Source organism: Limnospira fusiformis SAG 85.79 (assembly GCF_012516315.1).
Lineage (GTDB): Bacteria > Cyanobacteriota > Cyanobacteriia > Cyanobacteriales > Microcoleaceae > Limnospira > Limnospira fusiformis.
On sequence record NZ_CP051185.1, the window covers coordinates 4,607,926 to 4,622,961 of the forward strand.

General features: G+C 44.4%; 13 protein-coding genes and 2 pseudogenes. 11 read left to right on the top strand and 4 right to left on the bottom strand.

The window, feature by feature from the left end; translation table 11 throughout:
- Window positions 1-36 precede the first annotated feature (36 nt).
- The 3 genes from ribD to HFV01_RS21780 all read left to right on the top strand — a co-directional run bounded on the left by ribD (window position 37) and on the right by HFV01_RS21780 (window position 2,996).
- Complete coding sequence (gene ribD, locus HFV01_RS21770; RefSeq protein ID WP_006670283.1) at window positions 37-1,203, top strand: bifunctional diaminohydroxyphosphoribosylaminopyrimidine deaminase/5-amino-6-(5-phosphoribosylamino)uracil reductase RibD; 1,167 nt, start codon at window positions 37-39, stop codon at window positions 1,201-1,203.
- Complete coding sequence (locus HFV01_RS21775; RefSeq protein WP_006621295.1) at window positions 1,200-1,796, top strand: hypothetical protein; 597 nt, start codon at window positions 1,200-1,202, stop codon at window positions 1,794-1,796. Before ribD ends, HFV01_RS21775 begins: the two co-directional genes overlap by 4 nt.
- A 123-nt stretch (window positions 1,797-1,919) precedes the next feature.
- A complete protein-coding gene (locus tag HFV01_RS21780; protein WP_193520382.1) occupies window positions 1,920-2,996 on the top strand; it encodes a class I SAM-dependent methyltransferase in 1,077 nt (358 codons plus the stop codon).
- A 10-nt stretch (window positions 2,997-3,006) separates the two neighbouring features.
- Here the strand turns inward: HFV01_RS21780 and HFV01_RS21785 are convergent, their stop codons facing one another.
- On the bottom strand, window positions 3,007-3,738 hold the full coding sequence (locus HFV01_RS21785; RefSeq protein WP_006621297.1) for an SH3 domain-containing protein: 732 nt from the start codon (window positions 3,736-3,738) through the stop codon (window positions 3,007-3,009).
- Window positions 3,739-3,945: 207 nt separating this feature from the next.
- Between HFV01_RS21785 and HFV01_RS21790 the strand changes: the two genes are divergently transcribed.
- The 5 genes and pseudogenes from HFV01_RS21790 to HFV01_RS21810 all read left to right on the top strand — a co-directional run bounded on the left by HFV01_RS21790 (window position 3,946) and on the right by HFV01_RS21810 (window position 9,068).
- The gene (locus HFV01_RS21790; RefSeq protein WP_006621299.1) at window positions 3,946-5,340 is read left to right on the top strand and encodes an NACHT domain-containing protein; all 1,395 of its coding nucleotides are present in this window, start codon (window positions 3,946-3,948) and stop codon (window positions 5,338-5,340) included.
- 357 nt (window positions 5,341-5,697) lie between these two features.
- Window positions 5,698-6,090, top strand: a pseudogene (locus tag HFV01_RS21795) (zinc ribbon domain-containing protein); the annotation flags it as partial.
- Window positions 6,091-6,108: 18 nt separating this feature from the next.
- Window positions 6,109-7,404: a glucose-1-phosphate adenylyltransferase gene (locus HFV01_RS21800; RefSeq protein WP_035759831.1), complete on the top strand. Its 1,296-nt coding sequence runs from the start codon at window positions 6,109-6,111 to the stop codon at window positions 7,402-7,404.
- An 86-nt stretch (window positions 7,405-7,490) separates the two neighbouring features.
- Window positions 7,491-7,955, top strand: coding sequence for an AAA family ATPase (locus HFV01_RS21805; protein ID WP_006621304.1), 465 nt, complete (start codon window positions 7,491-7,493; stop codon window positions 7,953-7,955).
- Between the two features lie 120 nt (window positions 7,956-8,075).
- Window positions 8,076-9,068 (top strand): DnaJ C-terminal domain-containing protein, encoded by a 993-nt coding sequence (locus tag HFV01_RS21810; RefSeq protein WP_006621307.1) that lies wholly within the window; start codon window positions 8,076-8,078, stop codon window positions 9,066-9,068.
- A 428-nt stretch (window positions 9,069-9,496) separates the two neighbouring features.
- Here the strand turns inward: HFV01_RS21810 and HFV01_RS32355 are convergent, their stop codons facing one another.
- Window positions 9,497-11,506 carry a Calx-beta domain-containing protein gene (locus HFV01_RS32355; RefSeq protein WP_498366159.1) on the bottom strand — a complete coding sequence of 670 codons (2,010 nt, stop codon included), beginning with the start codon at window positions 11,504-11,506 and terminating at the stop codon, window positions 9,497-9,499.
- Between HFV01_RS32355 and HFV01_RS32360 the strand changes: the two genes are divergently transcribed.
- Window positions 11,394-12,122 carry a hypothetical protein gene (locus HFV01_RS32360; RefSeq protein WP_498366160.1) on the top strand — a complete coding sequence of 243 codons (729 nt, stop codon included), beginning with the start codon at window positions 11,394-11,396 and terminating at the stop codon, window positions 12,120-12,122. The two genes, HFV01_RS32355 and HFV01_RS32360, sit on opposite strands and share 113 nt — an antisense overlap.
- Window positions 12,123-12,283: 161 nt before the next feature.
- On the opposite strand, the pseudogene HFV01_RS32365 reads toward HFV01_RS32360, so the two are convergent.
- Window positions 12,284-12,865: pseudogene (locus HFV01_RS32365) on the bottom strand (calcium-binding protein); the annotation flags it as partial.
- Window positions 12,866-13,167: 302 nt separating this feature from the next.
- Between HFV01_RS32365 and ccmS the strand changes: the two are divergent.
- Window positions 13,168-13,602, top strand: a complete 435-nt coding sequence (gene ccmS / locus HFV01_RS21820) for a beta-carboxysome assembly chaperone CcmS (protein ID WP_006621311.1) — start codon at window positions 13,168-13,170, stop codon at window positions 13,600-13,602.
- Between the two features lie 57 nt (window positions 13,603-13,659).
- Here the strand turns inward: ccmS and HFV01_RS21825 are convergent, their stop codons facing one another.
- The gene (locus tag HFV01_RS21825) at window positions 13,660-14,382 is read right to left on the bottom strand and encodes a response regulator (RefSeq protein WP_006621313.1); all 723 of its coding nucleotides are present in this window, start codon (window positions 14,380-14,382) and stop codon (window positions 13,660-13,662) included.
- A 454-nt stretch (window positions 14,383-14,836) separates the two neighbouring features.
- Here HFV01_RS21825 and HFV01_RS21830 point away from each other — a divergent pair, with 454 nt between their 5' ends.
- Entirely contained in the window at window positions 14,837-15,025 is a 189-nt protein-coding gene (locus HFV01_RS21830; protein WP_006621314.1) for a hypothetical protein, read from the top strand.
- Window positions 15,026-15,036 lie beyond the last annotated feature (11 nt).

Sequence of the window (15,036 nt, forward strand, 5' to 3'; positions counted from 1 at the left end):
GCCCCTGTCAACCCCTTTAACAAAAATTGTCGGCTGATGAATTTACCAAATGCTCAATCTGTCTCAGAATTTGACCGCCAGATGATGCGTAATTGTCTAAATCTGGCAAAGGAAGGGCTAGGAAAAACGGCACCAAATCCCCTAGTAGGTTGTGTGATTGTCCGTGATGACCAAATTATCGGGGAGGGATTTCACCCCGGACCAGGACAACCCCATGCAGAAATTTTCGCCTTGCGGTCTGCGGGAGAATTAGCCAGGGGAGCGACAGTATATGTGAACCTAGAACCGTGTAACCATTACGGAAGAACTCCCCCCTGTAGCGAAGCGTTAATTAAAGCAGGAGTTGCTAAAGTAGTGGCGGGAATGGTGGATCCGAATCCTCTGGTAGGTGGACAGGGAATTGCTAAACTGCGCCAAGCCGGAATAGAAGTAATTGTGGGAGTAGAAGAATCAGCCTGTTTAAAATTAAACGAAGCATTTGTTCATCGGATTATTTATAAACAAACCTTTGGTATATTGAAATACGCCATGACCCTGGATGGGAAAATAGCCACAGATACAGGTCATAGTGCTTGGGTAACAGGTGCGATCGCTCGCCAGGAAGTCCACCGTCTACGGGTCGCCTGTGATGCGGTAATTGTGGGGGGAAATACGGTCAGGCGAGATAATCCTCACTTAACCACCCACGGTCAAGGGGAACCCAACCCGTTGCGGGTAGTCATGAGTCGTAGTTTAGATTTACCATCATCAGCGCGACTGTGGGACACTTCCGAGGCTGCTACCATAGTTTTTACAGAAGTTGGTTCCCGTCCCGATTTCCAAGAACACTTGCGGAAAAAGGGGGTAGAGGTGCTGGAATTTGCACCATTGACACCCGCTAAAGTTATGTCATATTTCTATGAGCGTCAATTTTTGTCCGTGCTATGGGAATGTGGGGGTCGTCTAGCCTCTGAAGCCATAACTCAGGGGTGCGTTCACAAGATTTTGGCGTTTATTGCTCCTAAAATTATTGGTGGACAGGCTGCACCCTCTCCGGTCGGTAATTTAGGCTTTAGTCAAATGACTGAAGCCTTATCCCTAGAAGCAGTAAGCCTGCGAGCGATCGGTTCAGATTACCTAATTGAGGGTTATTTGTCGAATGGCTGGTCTGGAGCCTTACCAGAGGCTTTTCAATTCCAGACTACAGGGAGTAAAGCCCTATGAATGAGGTGGTTATTTTAGGCTTGATGGTCAGCAGCCTCGGTGTGGAAGCCGTCCTCGCTGGAAGCTGGCTATGTCAATTGCAGGATGAACAACAACAAGAATATGAAGAGGAGGAAGAAATCTTGACTCATTATGATTCCGATAATCCTAACACCACCACTATTGCATCATCTCAATCTCAGATATCCTCCCCTAATCATCAAGACTGGGAATATAAAATTGTTCGCGCTCAAAGAGATTTATTTCGGAACCCTAAAACCTTTGAAAAACTTTGTCAGGAAGAGGCGATCGCTGGTTGGGTAATGGTGGAAAAACTAGACGATCGCCGCATTCGCTTTCGTCGTCCTAGCAATTACCAACCATCCCAGTCAGATCAGGTAGCCTTGATTGACCCCTATCGGTCTTCCTATGGGTCTAGTTTTAACTTGATGGGTTTACTAACAGGTTTCGCCTTTTTAATCGCCATTATTCTCCCCGCTTATTTGGGATATATATTGGTATCAACCACCTTAAATACTCGGCTCCCAGAACTACCCATAACCCCCGAAATAACTGAAGATAATGAAAGTGAAGACATCGAAATCCCCAGATAAATCCTATAGATACCATCAGAGTTTAGCACCCCATTAAGTTTATACTTTCGATTTCTGAGAAAATGCGATAATTGGTCTATTCTGCTGTAGGATAGACCATTATTCTATAGTGTTCATCTGGTTATGACTGCAACTAAAAGCCTCGAAACCCTTGGCTGTCTTGGTCAAGTTACCTTAGAAGGTGATCTGGTACGCCTTAAAGGTTGGTCTGCTTCCTGGGGAGGTGGTCTCGTCCTGGATTTTCGTATTAATATTGGTGGCTTAGATGTTCCTGAGTTTCGGGTAGAGAAAGGGTTAATTAGTCAGGATGTCCAACAGTTATTTCCTAGTTTAGATCACGCTGACCAGGCTAGATTTTTAATTTATATCCCCCTAAGTTGGATTCAACAAACAGGTTTATTCAATAGTTTGGTAAGGCTAACTCCTATATTTGCATCGGGAGAAGGTGATGTTTTATTTGGGTTCTTGGAACCTTCGCTTCCGGTTCCCGAAAAAAGCGATCAGGTTGGGGTGGGTGGTAGTTTTAAGTTGGTGGCGGCGGACTTTTTAGGACACTTTGTTAATAAAGCCAATTTACAACCAGCAGAGGCGGTTCTTGATGCGGGTTGCGGGGTCGGTCGCATCGCTTATGGTTTGGCTTATTATCTCAACTCTCAAGCCTCTTATCACGGGTTTGATATTGTTCCCCATTGGATTGATTGGTGTCAGCAAGTGATTAGTGCTACCCGTCCTAATTTTCATTTTGAATGTGCGGATTTATACAGCGATCGCTATAATCCCACTGGCAAAACTCCCGCCGAAAATTTTGTGTTTCCCTACCCTAATAACCAATTTAATTTTGTGCTGTTAACTTCCGTTTTTACCCATTTATATGCAGCCGCCAGTCGGAATTATTTACAACAGATAGCGCGAGTGTTAAAGCCGGGTGGTAGGTGTTTATGCACGTTTTTTCTATTAAATGATGAAACCGAATCCTTGATTAAATCCGGTCGCAGTTCCCGGAATTTTGCCTATGCTGTCGGCGAAAGTTTTATCGATGATCCTGATAATCCCGAAGATGCGATCGCACATTCCGAAGCATTAGTAATGGATTGGATTAAGGATTCTGGTCTATCAGTACAACGCCAAGATTATGGGATGTGGTGTCGTCGGAGTCGTTCCGCTAGTTATCAGGATATGTTGGTGTTGTGCAAAAATTAAAGCATTTACCTCATTCTAATCTCACCAAAAACTCATAGGTAAAACCTCGGAAATTCGAGTCAAGCTCGAAAGTATAGGTTCCCGATTCCGGAATCATTCCCGTCCATTCCGTTAGGTCATCATTAGCATTAACATCATCCCCTAAAAGTTGACCATCTGGAGTGATAATATAGGGGAAAATAGAGTTTTCCGCCGTAACTGTCAGGGTTTGACCTGCTTCAGCTTCCAAGGTATAGCTATGGCTACCACCGCCAATAATTTCACCTTGGATAATAGCTGAATTACCACCCGGTAAAAATTGAATCGGTTGGCGGACATTCGGACAACTGCTATGGGTTCGGTTTTTAGCAACCCATCCCGGAACCGGATCGCTAATTTCTAGCCAACCGTCTTGCTCATTTACTACCGAAATAAAAGTATTATTGGGTAGTTGACCAACAATGTTACCTTCCTGAACTTGAGGCGCGCGCCGTACATTTAAAGGAGGGTCAGGGTCTTGGACAATTGCCATAGTAATCTCGCAGCCAGTTGTCGGGGGTCTCACCACAATTGGTGGCGACTCTATAACCCCAGGTGCTTGACTTGGCGCACTAGGAACCGGGGAATCAGTAACTGTTCCTTGAGGTGAGGCGGCGGGAGTTTCCTGTGAAGATCGCCACTGAATAGCGATCGCTGCTACTATAACTGCTGTCACCAGTCCGGCTACACTGGCAACTATCAATTGCTTGGGTTTGAAGGACATGGGACAGACCTCGCTGGTAGACAAAAATCATCTTCAAAAATTGCAGAGTTCCCAATTCCAAATATATCAAAACTTACCCCCTCTTCCCCAATCCTTCAGGACTCTAACCTAAAACTTAACATGATAATTATCCCTAAAGTCATAGTTCAGTGTATTTTTAACATAACCATTATTTCCTGTCCCGATCGCAAATCCTGACTCTATTCAATGCCTAGATTAACTGGTACTCGGGTACAAGTTCCCAAACGCCATCAATTACTCACCCAAGTTAAACAGGAGGTGAGACAATATCGGCTACAGTCTCCCCATCGCCATGTTCTCACCAAGTTAGCCCAGGAAAAACCCCCCCTACGCATGAGGCGCGCTTGGGATGTGGAAGTGAAAATAGGCAGCCGCCCTAGTGTGAAATTAGCAGCTAATGCCGGAATTATTGAAGTATTCGATCACATTGATGGCCGCCTGTTGATTTTGGGGGGGACTGGTTCCGGGAAAACTACCACCCTGGTGGGACTGGCTAAGGTCTTAGTAGAGAGAGCCTTATCTGATGAACATGAACCTATGCCGATTTGGCTCAATTTATCATCTTGGCGAGTTGAGCAACAGTCTATCTCCGATTGGATGGTAGAGCAAATGCACCTCAAATATGCGATCGCTCCCGAATCAGGACGCTACTGGATGGAACAACTCCAGATTCTCCCCTTATTGGATGGTTTCGATGAGGTCGAAGAACATCATCGGGAATCCTGTATTCAATATATTAATGATTTTTTAGACAGTCATCTCTCCCCCCTACATTTAGTAGTATCTAGCACCGTCAAATCCTATCATCCCTGTCAGGCAAGGTTGCAACTAAATGGTGCAATATTGTTACGTCCCTTGACTAATCGACAGATACACAAGTATTTAATGAATGCTAGAAGTCGGGAACTTTGGCATGACATCGAAGAAGAACCACAGTTATTAAAAATCGCCCAAAAGCCATTATTTTTAACAATGATGACCCTAGCTTATGAAAATATCTTAATCTCATCTTGGAAACATTTAAACACCATTGATGATCAACAAGAGTATTTATTAAAAGCCTATCTGCGCCATCAAATTTCTAGCTTACGCGATCGCCATCATAATAGTGATGCCGGAAAAAACTACAGTTCCGAACAATTCCGCCACTGGCTAACAGAACTCGCCAAACGCCTGGAAAAAGAACAAACTCAAGATTTTATCCTCGATCGCATCCCGAAAACCTGGCTACATACCCGCGAACAAGAACGGGCTTATCATCTGGGTATGAAGATAGTCGAAAGTGGGATTTGGTGGTCAATTATAGCAATCATGATCCTAGCAATCATTTGGCGATCGCTGCCATTGTTAATCGCCGCCATGACCCTAGGAATCATATTAGCCCTCACCTACCAACCGTTGAGCCTAAAATTGGCGATCGAACGCCTGATCTTGCGATTTGTCCTATGGGGAGAAGGAGATGCACCCTGGAACTATGCCCAATTTTTAAATGATGCCACCGGGTTACTGTTGCTCAGAAAAATAGGCTCACGCTACCAATTCATTCATCGCCTACTACAAAAACACCTTGGCAAAACGTGACCAGCCTTACAACACAGGACGTAACTCCTCTACCAGGGCTCGCCTCAGTAGTTGATGATGCCCTGATGTCCCTATTTAGCCCGTCTGACCCAGCCCACCAGAGCGTCTATTTGCCAGTTTTAACTTTGCTACTTGCCAAGATTGCCATCCAGTCGGACACTTAGACTTGGGAGAACTGATGCAGTCGAGAGCATGATTTAATCTCAAATTAGGTTAACATTTTACGGCAATACGGTATAATACCAAGTATGGTGCGAGACCTTCGGGTATGAAATAGAGCTGAAATGGGCGTGGGGACTACCCGGTGAGGACTTCAACCCCTTGCTTGATTGGGTCGCATCCCTGGCCATCCCATAACACAGCCGGATTTTTTGGCCCACCTTCGAGACTTCCAATATGGTTGCCAAGGTGAAGCGTCTAATCAGGTCTAAGACTGCCCGAGCCATGCTGACATGGGCGCATTATCGATTCAAACTAACCCTGAGACATAAGCGCGGAAATAACTGAACAGTTGTAGATGTGACCGAAGAATACACCAGCAAAACCTGTACTCACTGTGGTCATGTCCATTCCCAGCTAGGTGGCTCAAAAGTGTTCCGATGTCCTGAGTGCGGGTTCACTCTACCACGGGACTGGAACGGTGCTTTTGGAATCTTTCTAAAAGCTTTGCGGGATACCGCCTCTGTTACCTTAACGGGTAATAGTGCTATCGTCGCATTGTCCGGGAACAACCGGAAAAATGTCGCGTAAATGTATCAGGTAATTGAAGTGAAACAAGTATTAGCAGTAATTCTAGGTGGCGGTGCGGGCACCCGTTTGTACCCCCTAACCAAAATGCGAGCCAAACCCGCTGTTCCTTTAGCCGGTAAGTACCGTTTGATCGATATTCCGATCAGTAACTGTATAAACTCAGAAATTCTGAAAATCTATATCCTGACCCAGTTTAACTCAGCATCCCTTAACCGTCATATTGCCCGAACCTACAACTTTTCTGGCTTTACAGATGGCTTTGCGGAAGTCCTCGCCGCACAACAAACCAGTGTGACTAACCCCCAATGGTTTCAGGGAACTGCTGATGCAGTGCGCCAATATCTATGGCTCATGGAAGAATGGGATGTTGAACATTTCCTAATTCTGTCCGGTGACCACCTGTACCGCATGGACTATCGGGATTTTGTCCAACGTCATATCGACACAGGGGCAGACATCACCCTATCAGTTTTACCCGTAGACGAAAAACGGGCTTCTGCTTTCGGTTTGATGAAGATTGACGAAAGCACTGGTCGGATTATCGATTTCAGCGAAAAACCCAAGGGAGAAGCCCTAAAACAAATGGCAGTGGATACCAGCAGTTTGGGGTTATCCCCCGAAGAGGCTGCCGAGTCGCCTTACATCGCTTCTATGGGCATCTACGTTTTTAAAAAGGATGTTTTATTTAAACTACTCAAGGATGCCCCAGATCAAACCGATTTTGGTAAGGAAGTGATTCCTGGTGCCGCTAAGGATCATAATGTTCAAGCCTATCTGTTTAACGATTACTGGGAAGATATCGGAACTATTGAGGCCTTTTTTGAAGCTAACTTGGCTTTGACTCAACAGCCACAACCTGCTTTTAGTTTCTACGACGAGAACGCTCCTATTTATACCCGTTCCCGCTACTTACCACCATCCAAGATGCTGGACTGTCAGATCACTGAATCTATTATTGCTGAGGGTTGCATTCTCAAGGAATGTCGCATTGATCATTCTGTGCTGGGGTTGCGCTCTCGTGTCGAGTCCGGTAGTCTCGTTGAAGACACCATGTTAATGGGGTCAGATTTCTATCAACCTTTTGCTGAACGTCAATATGGTTTAGAAAAAGGTAGCGTTCCTATCGGTATCGGTAACAACACTACTATCCGCCGGGCTATTGTCGATAAAAATGCTCGCATTGGTCGCCATGTCCAGATTATCAACAAGGACCATGTTCAGGAAGCAGAACGGGAAGAGGATGGCTTCTACATTCGCGGTGGAATAACCGTAATTTTGAAAAATGCCGTGATTCCAGATGGGACAATTATTTAGGTTTACCTTTTGGGTAGTTCTATGGTTGACTAAGGGAAAGGAGGCTATTTTAACCTTCCTATCATATAAACAATCTGCCCTAGTCCATGTCTAAAATTGTCTTGATTATAGGGCTTCCTGCTAGTGGGAAGTCCTTTATTGCTGAAAGGTTATCTCAAGGGTCGCACTTTCAGCGCTGGGTCTCCACTGATAGAATTCGCCAACGCTTATTTGGTGATGAGAGTATTCAAGGACCTTGGTTGTCAATCTGGGCTCAGGTTCGCGGGGAACTTCAACAGGCCGTTGCTGATATGGTTGATGTTATTTATGATGCAACTAATGTTCAACGCCGTCGCCGCCGAGATTTAATTGCTCAGGTCCGTGGTTTTGGTTTTCAGTCCGTGGTCGGATTATGGGTTAATACTCCCCTGGAGGTCTGTCTAGCACGCAATGAAAGGCGATCGCGTCAAGTTCCTGAAGGGGTGATTCTCCAAATGTATCGCCAACTTACTGACGCGCCTCCTACTCTTAGTGATGGGTTCGATCGCCTCCTTGAGATTCAAAATATATAAATATGCTGCTTTTCCTAGCATCCTCTGCTAGGCTGGATCGAATTAGAGTGAATTTTCAGACCCAAGTTATTGTGCGGACGCACCCAAAAGCACAAAATGAGAACAGTAGGAGACTAGATAATGCCGACGACAGATTATAAAGATTACTATTCGGTTCTCGGCTTAACTAAAAATTCTAGCGCCGATGAGATTAAAAAAGCCTATCGCCGATTGGCTCGTAAATATCACCCAGATATGAATCCCGGTAATAAGGCTGCGGAGACCCGCTTTAAGGAGGTTAATGAGGCTTATGAGGTACTCTCTGACCCCGAAAAACGCCAAAAGTACGATCGCTTTGGTCAATATTGGCATCAAGCCGGAAACTCCGGTTGGTCGGGAACTACTAATAGTGCTAATAATCCTGATGTCAGTGGGTTTGATTTTAGCCAGTTTGCTAGTTTTGATGAGTTTATCAATAGTCTATTAGGACGCGCGGCGGGAAGTCCTGGGGGCGCTGGTAGTCGCTATTCCTATCGCACCAATCAGTCCAAATCACCCGGTTATGGTGGATTTGAGGATTTTACTTCTTCCTCTTCCTCTCCGGGTGGTTCTAATCTTGAGACTAAGGTGACATTGACTCTTAGTGAAGCCTTCCACGGTACTCAGCGCCGTATGGCTGGTGGTGAGGTTTCCATTCCGCCAGGGGTGAAGCCGGGAAGTAAGATTAGAATACGGGGACAAGGACAGGTTGATCCCTATACCCAGCAACGGGGAGATTTATATTTGATTGTCGATATTCAACCCCACAATTTTTTTAAGTTGGATGGCGATAATCTGATCTGCGAAATTCCCATAACTCCCGATGAGTTGGTTTTGGGAGCCTCTATTCAGGTTCCTACTCCTGATGGTATGGTCAAAATGAATATTCCCCCTGGGCTTCGGTCTGGACAGTCTCTCCGACTGAGGGGGAAAGGTTGGCCGAAACCAAAGGGCGGCGGACGTGGTGATCAGTTTGTCAAGTTATTGGTGGTGCCACCTGATGAACTTACTGCGCGCGAGCGTGAATATTATCAGAAAATTGCCGCTAACCGTACTTTTAATCCCCGTAGTAGTTTATCTTCCATCACTCTTTAGATAGTCAAAACTCTACAGCCTCAACTCGATTATAACTCGATTCTCCAAAGGCAAGGGACAACCGGGAAATTAATTAATAATTTTACTAACCATATCCCTCTGGGAGATGATCAACCCCCCCATATCAAGCCTAAGCTATGGGGGAATTGTTGACTATGAGATGCGATCGCTTTTTCAATCAACTTATGCTCACACAAGCACAAACCCTATATATCACATTTTAGGTAATTTGTCAACATCTCATCGGCAAAACTGATGGGCTAGTTTAGCCAGACCAAAACCTGGTTTATACCAGCTAAATTTACCTCTCATTTAAGGCTTTATCTGTCTGTTACTTCAATCAAATTCGGGTGAAATCATGAGGGTGTCAGACATTAATTAATAGTGCTGACATCACCTCATTTCCCCCCAATTTTACCTACTCTATACTAAACCCTCCAGGTAGCTAAGTAGGTATCATTTCCACCCAAAGCATTAGGGTTAATAGCTGTGGGAGTCGTGAAAACCTCAGGTTGAGTAACTGTGCCAAAAATCACGGCTTGACCATTGCGAACCGTAAAAGCATTAACAGTTCCTCTTGAGCCATTGTCACCAGGTTGGGTTAGTGGATTCCAGAATCTCCTGATTGTATAATCTGGAGAAAGTCCCAAAACCGCCATTTCTCCCAAGGTGTAGTTTCCTACTGGTTGACCGTTAATAGTTTTATCACCGCGATTTTGGAGTTGGAATGCGGAAGAACCACCAATATAGACCTGTCCAAATTCATCAGCGGTAATAGAGCTGGGGTTAAAACTATTAGCACCAGTGGCAGTGCGGGTAACAATAAATTGACCGCGTTCGATATCTCCGTTATTGGGATCTATTTTAGCATGAAAAGTAAAGGAACCAGCACCCGCGCCAGAAAAGCTATTAAATTGATCAACATTCACCATAGTTGATAGGTTTTGGGTGATGTCTTGACCATCCCTTTGAAAGACGTTATTTCCGCCATCGGTTTTTCCGAGGAAATAGAGTCCGCCATCTTGTCCAAAGGTAATTCGTTCTCCACGGGTATCAGCACCTAAATTCTGTCCGGTGATTTGAGAGGCGCTATAATCCCAGGTATTCCAGAGTTGATTTAATCCGGTATCAAAGGCGCGTAAAAATGGGGTTTGTAAGTTGCTAGTGACTTGATTAAATCCGGTGACAAAAATGCGATCGCCATTGGGGTCAATAGCAATATCTGCGGGACGGATATCAGTTCCTGTCAGGGTAGTAGTAGCCAGTTGGGTTCCTGTCGAACTCCACAGAGTCACGGTATCGCTACTATTAGTTAGGGTAGCAATAGTACCATTGTTAGCAATAGAAACTCGGTCAAAAATTCCCGTGTCTGACCACAAGATATTTGCCGCCGTACTATCATAAACCCGAATGCCAAAATCACCCACAGCCACGATTTCTCCACTGTCTCGGTCTACATCAAGATGTCGGACATTTCCTCCTAAGTTGGTAATTGATAAAGGTTCTGTATTTCCATCCTCCAAGCGTTTAATCTTACCCACACCGTCAAAGTTTCCAGCAATGATAATAGCCGAATCTACAGGAGAAATCACCGCCGCATTAGCACTATCATTTCCAGGTGTTCCTAGATAGGTTGCGCTTTCAAGTTGTAGGTTATTGGTAGAGTCATTATCAACAATGAACAGAGTAGCGGTTTCTTGGGTTCCCAAGGTCGCACTTCCTGTCAGGTTACTCAGACTCAGAATCACGGTTTCTGTTGGTTCAAAGATGTCATCATCAATAATAGGAATGGTGACCGTTTTCGGTGTGGTATCTCCATCCGCAAAAGTGATGGTAATGGGACTATTAATATAGTCTTCCCCAGCGGTAGCTGTTCCATCAGTTGGGATGACATCAACACTAATTTCGCCAATACTTTCACCAGTTCGTATTACCGTAATTTCGGAGATAGGTGTACCATCTTCATTAACACTGAAAACGGCATCACTAAATTCGATAACTGACGGCTCTACATCGTCATCAATAATACTCACGGTTATTGAATCGCGATCGCCTAAAGTTAAACCACCAGTAGGATTACTCAGCACAATCCTAAATTGTTCCGTATCTTCTACTTGATTATCGTCGATAATCTGGATGTCAATATTTTGGATGGTTTCACCTGGAGAAAAAATTAGGGTTCCGCTACTAGCGATGTAATCTTCTCCGGCGATCGCTGTATCATCTACTGTCGCATAATCTACAGTTACTGTACTACTTGTGTCTCCTGTTCTTTCGACTGTAATTATAATATTACCGTCACTTTCAACAACTTCTATTTCCTCCATAGTAAACCCTACAACTGCAAGTTCGGGTTCCGGTTCTGGTTCAGGCTCCGGTTCCGGCTCCGGTTCAGGAGTCGGTTCGGGTTCGGGTTCCGGCTCTGGTTCTGGCTCCAGCTCCGGTTCTGGTTCGGGAGTTGGTTCAGGAGTCGGTTCGGGTTCGGGTTCCGGTTCCGGTTCTGGAGTTGGTTCCGGTTCTGGAGTTGGTTCAGGAGTCGGTTCGGGTTCGGGTTCTGGAGTTGGTTCCGGTTCAGGAGTCGGTTCCGGCTCCGGTAATGGTTCGGGTTCAGGTTCCGGTAATGGTTCGGGTTCAGGTTCCGGCTCCGGTTCAGGAGTCGGTTCGGGTTCGGGTTCAGGAGTTGGTTCAGGTTCCGGCTCCGGTTCTGGTTCGGGTTCAGGTTCCGGCTCCGGTTCAGGAGTCGGTTCGGGTTCGGGTTCCGGCTCTGGTTCTGGCTCCAGCTCCGGTTCTGGTTCGGGAGTAGGTTCAGGAGTAGGTTCAGGTTCCGGCTCCGGTTCAGGAGTCGGTTCAGGTTCCGGCTCCGGTTCTGGTTCAGGAGTTGGTTCGGGTTCAGGAGTCGGCTCAGGAGTCGGTTCAGGAGTTGGTAAAACTGTCGATTCTGGTGTGGGTTCCGGTGTCGGTGTAGGTTCATCTGAAGGGAAGATGGTAGCCTTGAAACCATCGCTATTTACATTTTTAATAATCGCCAAAAACTCATTAGTAGCGCGGTCTTGAATAATTGTATCGGTCGCATATATACCGGCACCTTGATAAATATTTAAAGATGCAAAAGTAAGATTATCTAATAAACCAATAGAGTCTTTATTAATATCAAAATCCATAATAAAATTGCTGCGGTCAGGGGTAAATCCTCCCGTATTCAAACCCAGATAAAACCAGTTATTTCCTTCTCCACCTGTGAGAGTATCAGAACCCTGATCGCCAATTAGTGTATCATTTCCGCGATCGCCAAATAATAAGTCATCCCCTTTACCACCGTAGAGGAGATCATCCCCTTGACCGCCATAGAGGGTATCATTACCTTGATTTCCAAATAATGTATCATTGTCGCGATCGCCAAATAAGAGGTCATCACCCAGATCACCAAATAGCAGATCATTGCCTTTACCACCTCTAAGGGTATCATCCCCCTGACCGCCATAGAGGGTATCATTACCCTGATTTCCATGTAAGAAATCATTGCCTTGATTTCCGGTAATAATATCATCGCCATCTAAACCATAAACCGTATCATCTCCCCCTAAAGCAAAGATGATATCATCGAATTCTGTACCTAGGATAAAATCCGAGTTATCAGTGGGTTCTGATGAAATTTGACCATTAGTTAAGACAGTTATAGAATTTTGCGCCTGAATACCAGTTGCTGTGGAAATCGGATCAGGAGAAATTCCGGTAGTATCTGACTGAAGATCCGGATTAAAATTAACGTCTTCAAATTCAAAGGCAGTAAAACTCATGGGTGCAAAATGGGTAAGTTTAAATAGCTAAACAGAATAGCGATCGCGCTGAATTCCGTTTTCAACTTGCACTCTATAGATCCGGACAATTAGTGGGCGTAATTTTCCGGTTGAGTTATAGAAATGGGAATGAGTTATGGTTTTTTATGTTAAATACTCAAGCATCTAAGCGGAGTATCAATATTTGGGGCAACCGCGTAACTGTAAATGTAAGCGTGACCATCAATTCCCTAAAACTTAGGATACCCTCCTAGGACGAATAAATATACAATGGATTGAGAAATTAATGGAATTCTAGTCCCATGAATATTACCCCCACCCCTGTAGATCAAAATGGCTGGCAAAAACAACTCGATCACTTTGTGGAAAATCACCATCCGCAACTAGCCGCCTTAGCTTGGGGAGTTCACCTAGAAGGGGAAAGCGAACAGGGAACTTTAGGTATTGACCTCAAGCCAACTCCTCACTTTGTTTTTTGTCCGAAATCAGCCATTGAACTCCTTAACCAAAATGCGGATAATAAATTACAGGAAATCCTGGGAATTATCGACGGATATAAACCAGAGATAGAAGTTTTGATGATTTGCATTAGTCCAAATCGGATTAAGTTAATTTATTTCCAGCCGGAGTTGGCACCGCCGGATTGTTATGCTAGAATAGCCACAGATAAAAGGTCTCTCATGAGCGAACTCGAAAAAGCGATGAGTGAACTAATACAACTGCCAGAAAATATGTAAAGTTGGTGGGGCTAAGTTTGGGGATTTTTCAATTTAATCCTGGTAAATTTTACGCCCCTACAATTCCCAATCAGGACACCTATCAGATTTTGATCCTTGAGGATGCACTGCACAATTGATGCCATCCTGCCCATAAAAATAGTGACATATTTGGCAGGAATGATTTGCCTGCAATTCTTTAGTAAAAAGTTTATATCTATGATTAATTATCCGATAATATTGACGCGCTTGAGGATAATTAGGATTGAATGTTAGGGTATGTTCAAGGGCTTGAATTGCCGACTGATAAAGTTTAACTATTTGGAGTGCATACTTATCTGGTTTACCTTTAGAGATAAAACAGACATCAATAATCTTGACAATTAAGAAAAAATAGTTGAACCAGGCTTGAGCAGAATTAACTGTGGGTTGAGATTTAGCAGCAACTGTCACCCATTTAATCGTCTGCAAAAGTTCTTTAGGTCGCCAGGGTTTACTGACATAGGCTTCGGCGTGTTTAATGCCTTCATACACGGCTAGATTTTGTTCTTTTCCGGTTAAAAATATAACGGGGATATTTTGAGTGTCAGGGTTGGATTTAATCAAACGACAGGTTTTGTAGCCGTCCAGCTTAGGCATCACCACGTCCAACAAAATCACATCTGGACACACCTGCTGTAACTTATCTAAAGCCTCCAAGCCATCAGAGGCGGGTATGACTTCCAAACCACTCCAGGTTAGTTGGTAGGAGAGACATTCCCTTTGGGTGAGGGAGTCTTCAACCAGTAAGACAGTATTCATGACACGAGGGGTCTAGTTTAATAAAAATGGTGCGCTACCTACCTCTACCCTGAATTCCCTATTTAAGAGTTGATCCATGAGTGGTGGTGTAACGCACCCAACTTCTCCGAATACCTATAGTTTACCCAGTTTAGTTCCCTTTACGATCGCTCTTTTACCAATTCCAGCACAGTTGTATCTGATCAATACCAGGTCCACCAGGGAAGCGTAATATTAAATTATGTCGCTTTTCACGCTTTTTTCACAGTTGCCTGAAATAGTAAATAGCTGATGAGGCGAAAACGCTATTATACCATGAAAACTGTGGTTTGAGGTGATTATATGATTAATTTATTGGCTGATTTAGATAGCCGAATTGAGTATTACTAATACTTTCCCAAGAATCCCCCAAAACCATAGGGATCAATTATAATAGGTGTTAATGGCTCATTAAACTATCAAGTGAGGCAACGACATGAAAACACTGAAACTGGAAATTCATAAAGTTTCACCCTGTTTGTTTCAATTACTGCGGGACTATTCGCCTAGGCTGCTGGTGGATGGAATTTTGTTTACAATTGATGGCGATAGTTACGACACACTAATGGTTGCTGACAAAATTAGCAGTTTAGTTGCACCCCCTTGGAGTCTAAAAGAAGTGTAGGATGCCAATGC

Bases quoted from the DNA above. Each gene is read 5' to 3' on its own strand.
- ribD (WP_006670283.1), top strand. From the start codon at position 37: ATGAATTTACCAAATGCTCAATCTGTCTCAGAATTTGACCGCCAGATG.
- HFV01_RS21775 (WP_006621295.1), top strand. From the start codon at position 1,200: ATGAATGAGGTGGTTATTTTAGGCTTGATGGTCAGCAGCCTCGGTGTG.
- HFV01_RS21780 (WP_193520382.1), top strand. From the start codon at position 1,920: ATGACTGCAACTAAAAGCCTCGAAACCCTTGGCTGTCTTGGTCAAGTT.
- HFV01_RS21785 (WP_006621297.1), bottom strand. From the start codon at position 3,738: ATGTCCTTCAAACCCAAGCAATTGATAGTTGCCAGTGTAGCCGGACTG.
- HFV01_RS21790 (WP_006621299.1), top strand. From the start codon at position 3,946: ATGCCTAGATTAACTGGTACTCGGGTACAAGTTCCCAAACGCCATCAA.
- HFV01_RS21805 (WP_006621304.1), top strand. From the start codon at position 7,491: ATGTCTAAAATTGTCTTGATTATAGGGCTTCCTGCTAGTGGGAAGTCC.
- HFV01_RS21810 (WP_006621307.1), top strand. From the start codon at position 8,076: ATGCCGACGACAGATTATAAAGATTACTATTCGGTTCTCGGCTTAACT.
- ccmS (WP_006621311.1), top strand. From the start codon at position 13,168: ATGAATATTACCCCCACCCCTGTAGATCAAAATGGCTGGCAAAAACAA.
- HFV01_RS21825 (WP_006621313.1), bottom strand. From the start codon at position 14,382: ATGAATACTGTCTTACTGGTTGAAGACTCCCTCACCCAAAGGGAATGT.
- HFV01_RS21830 (WP_006621314.1), top strand. From the start codon at position 14,837: ATGAAAACACTGAAACTGGAAATTCATAAAGTTTCACCCTGTTTGTTT.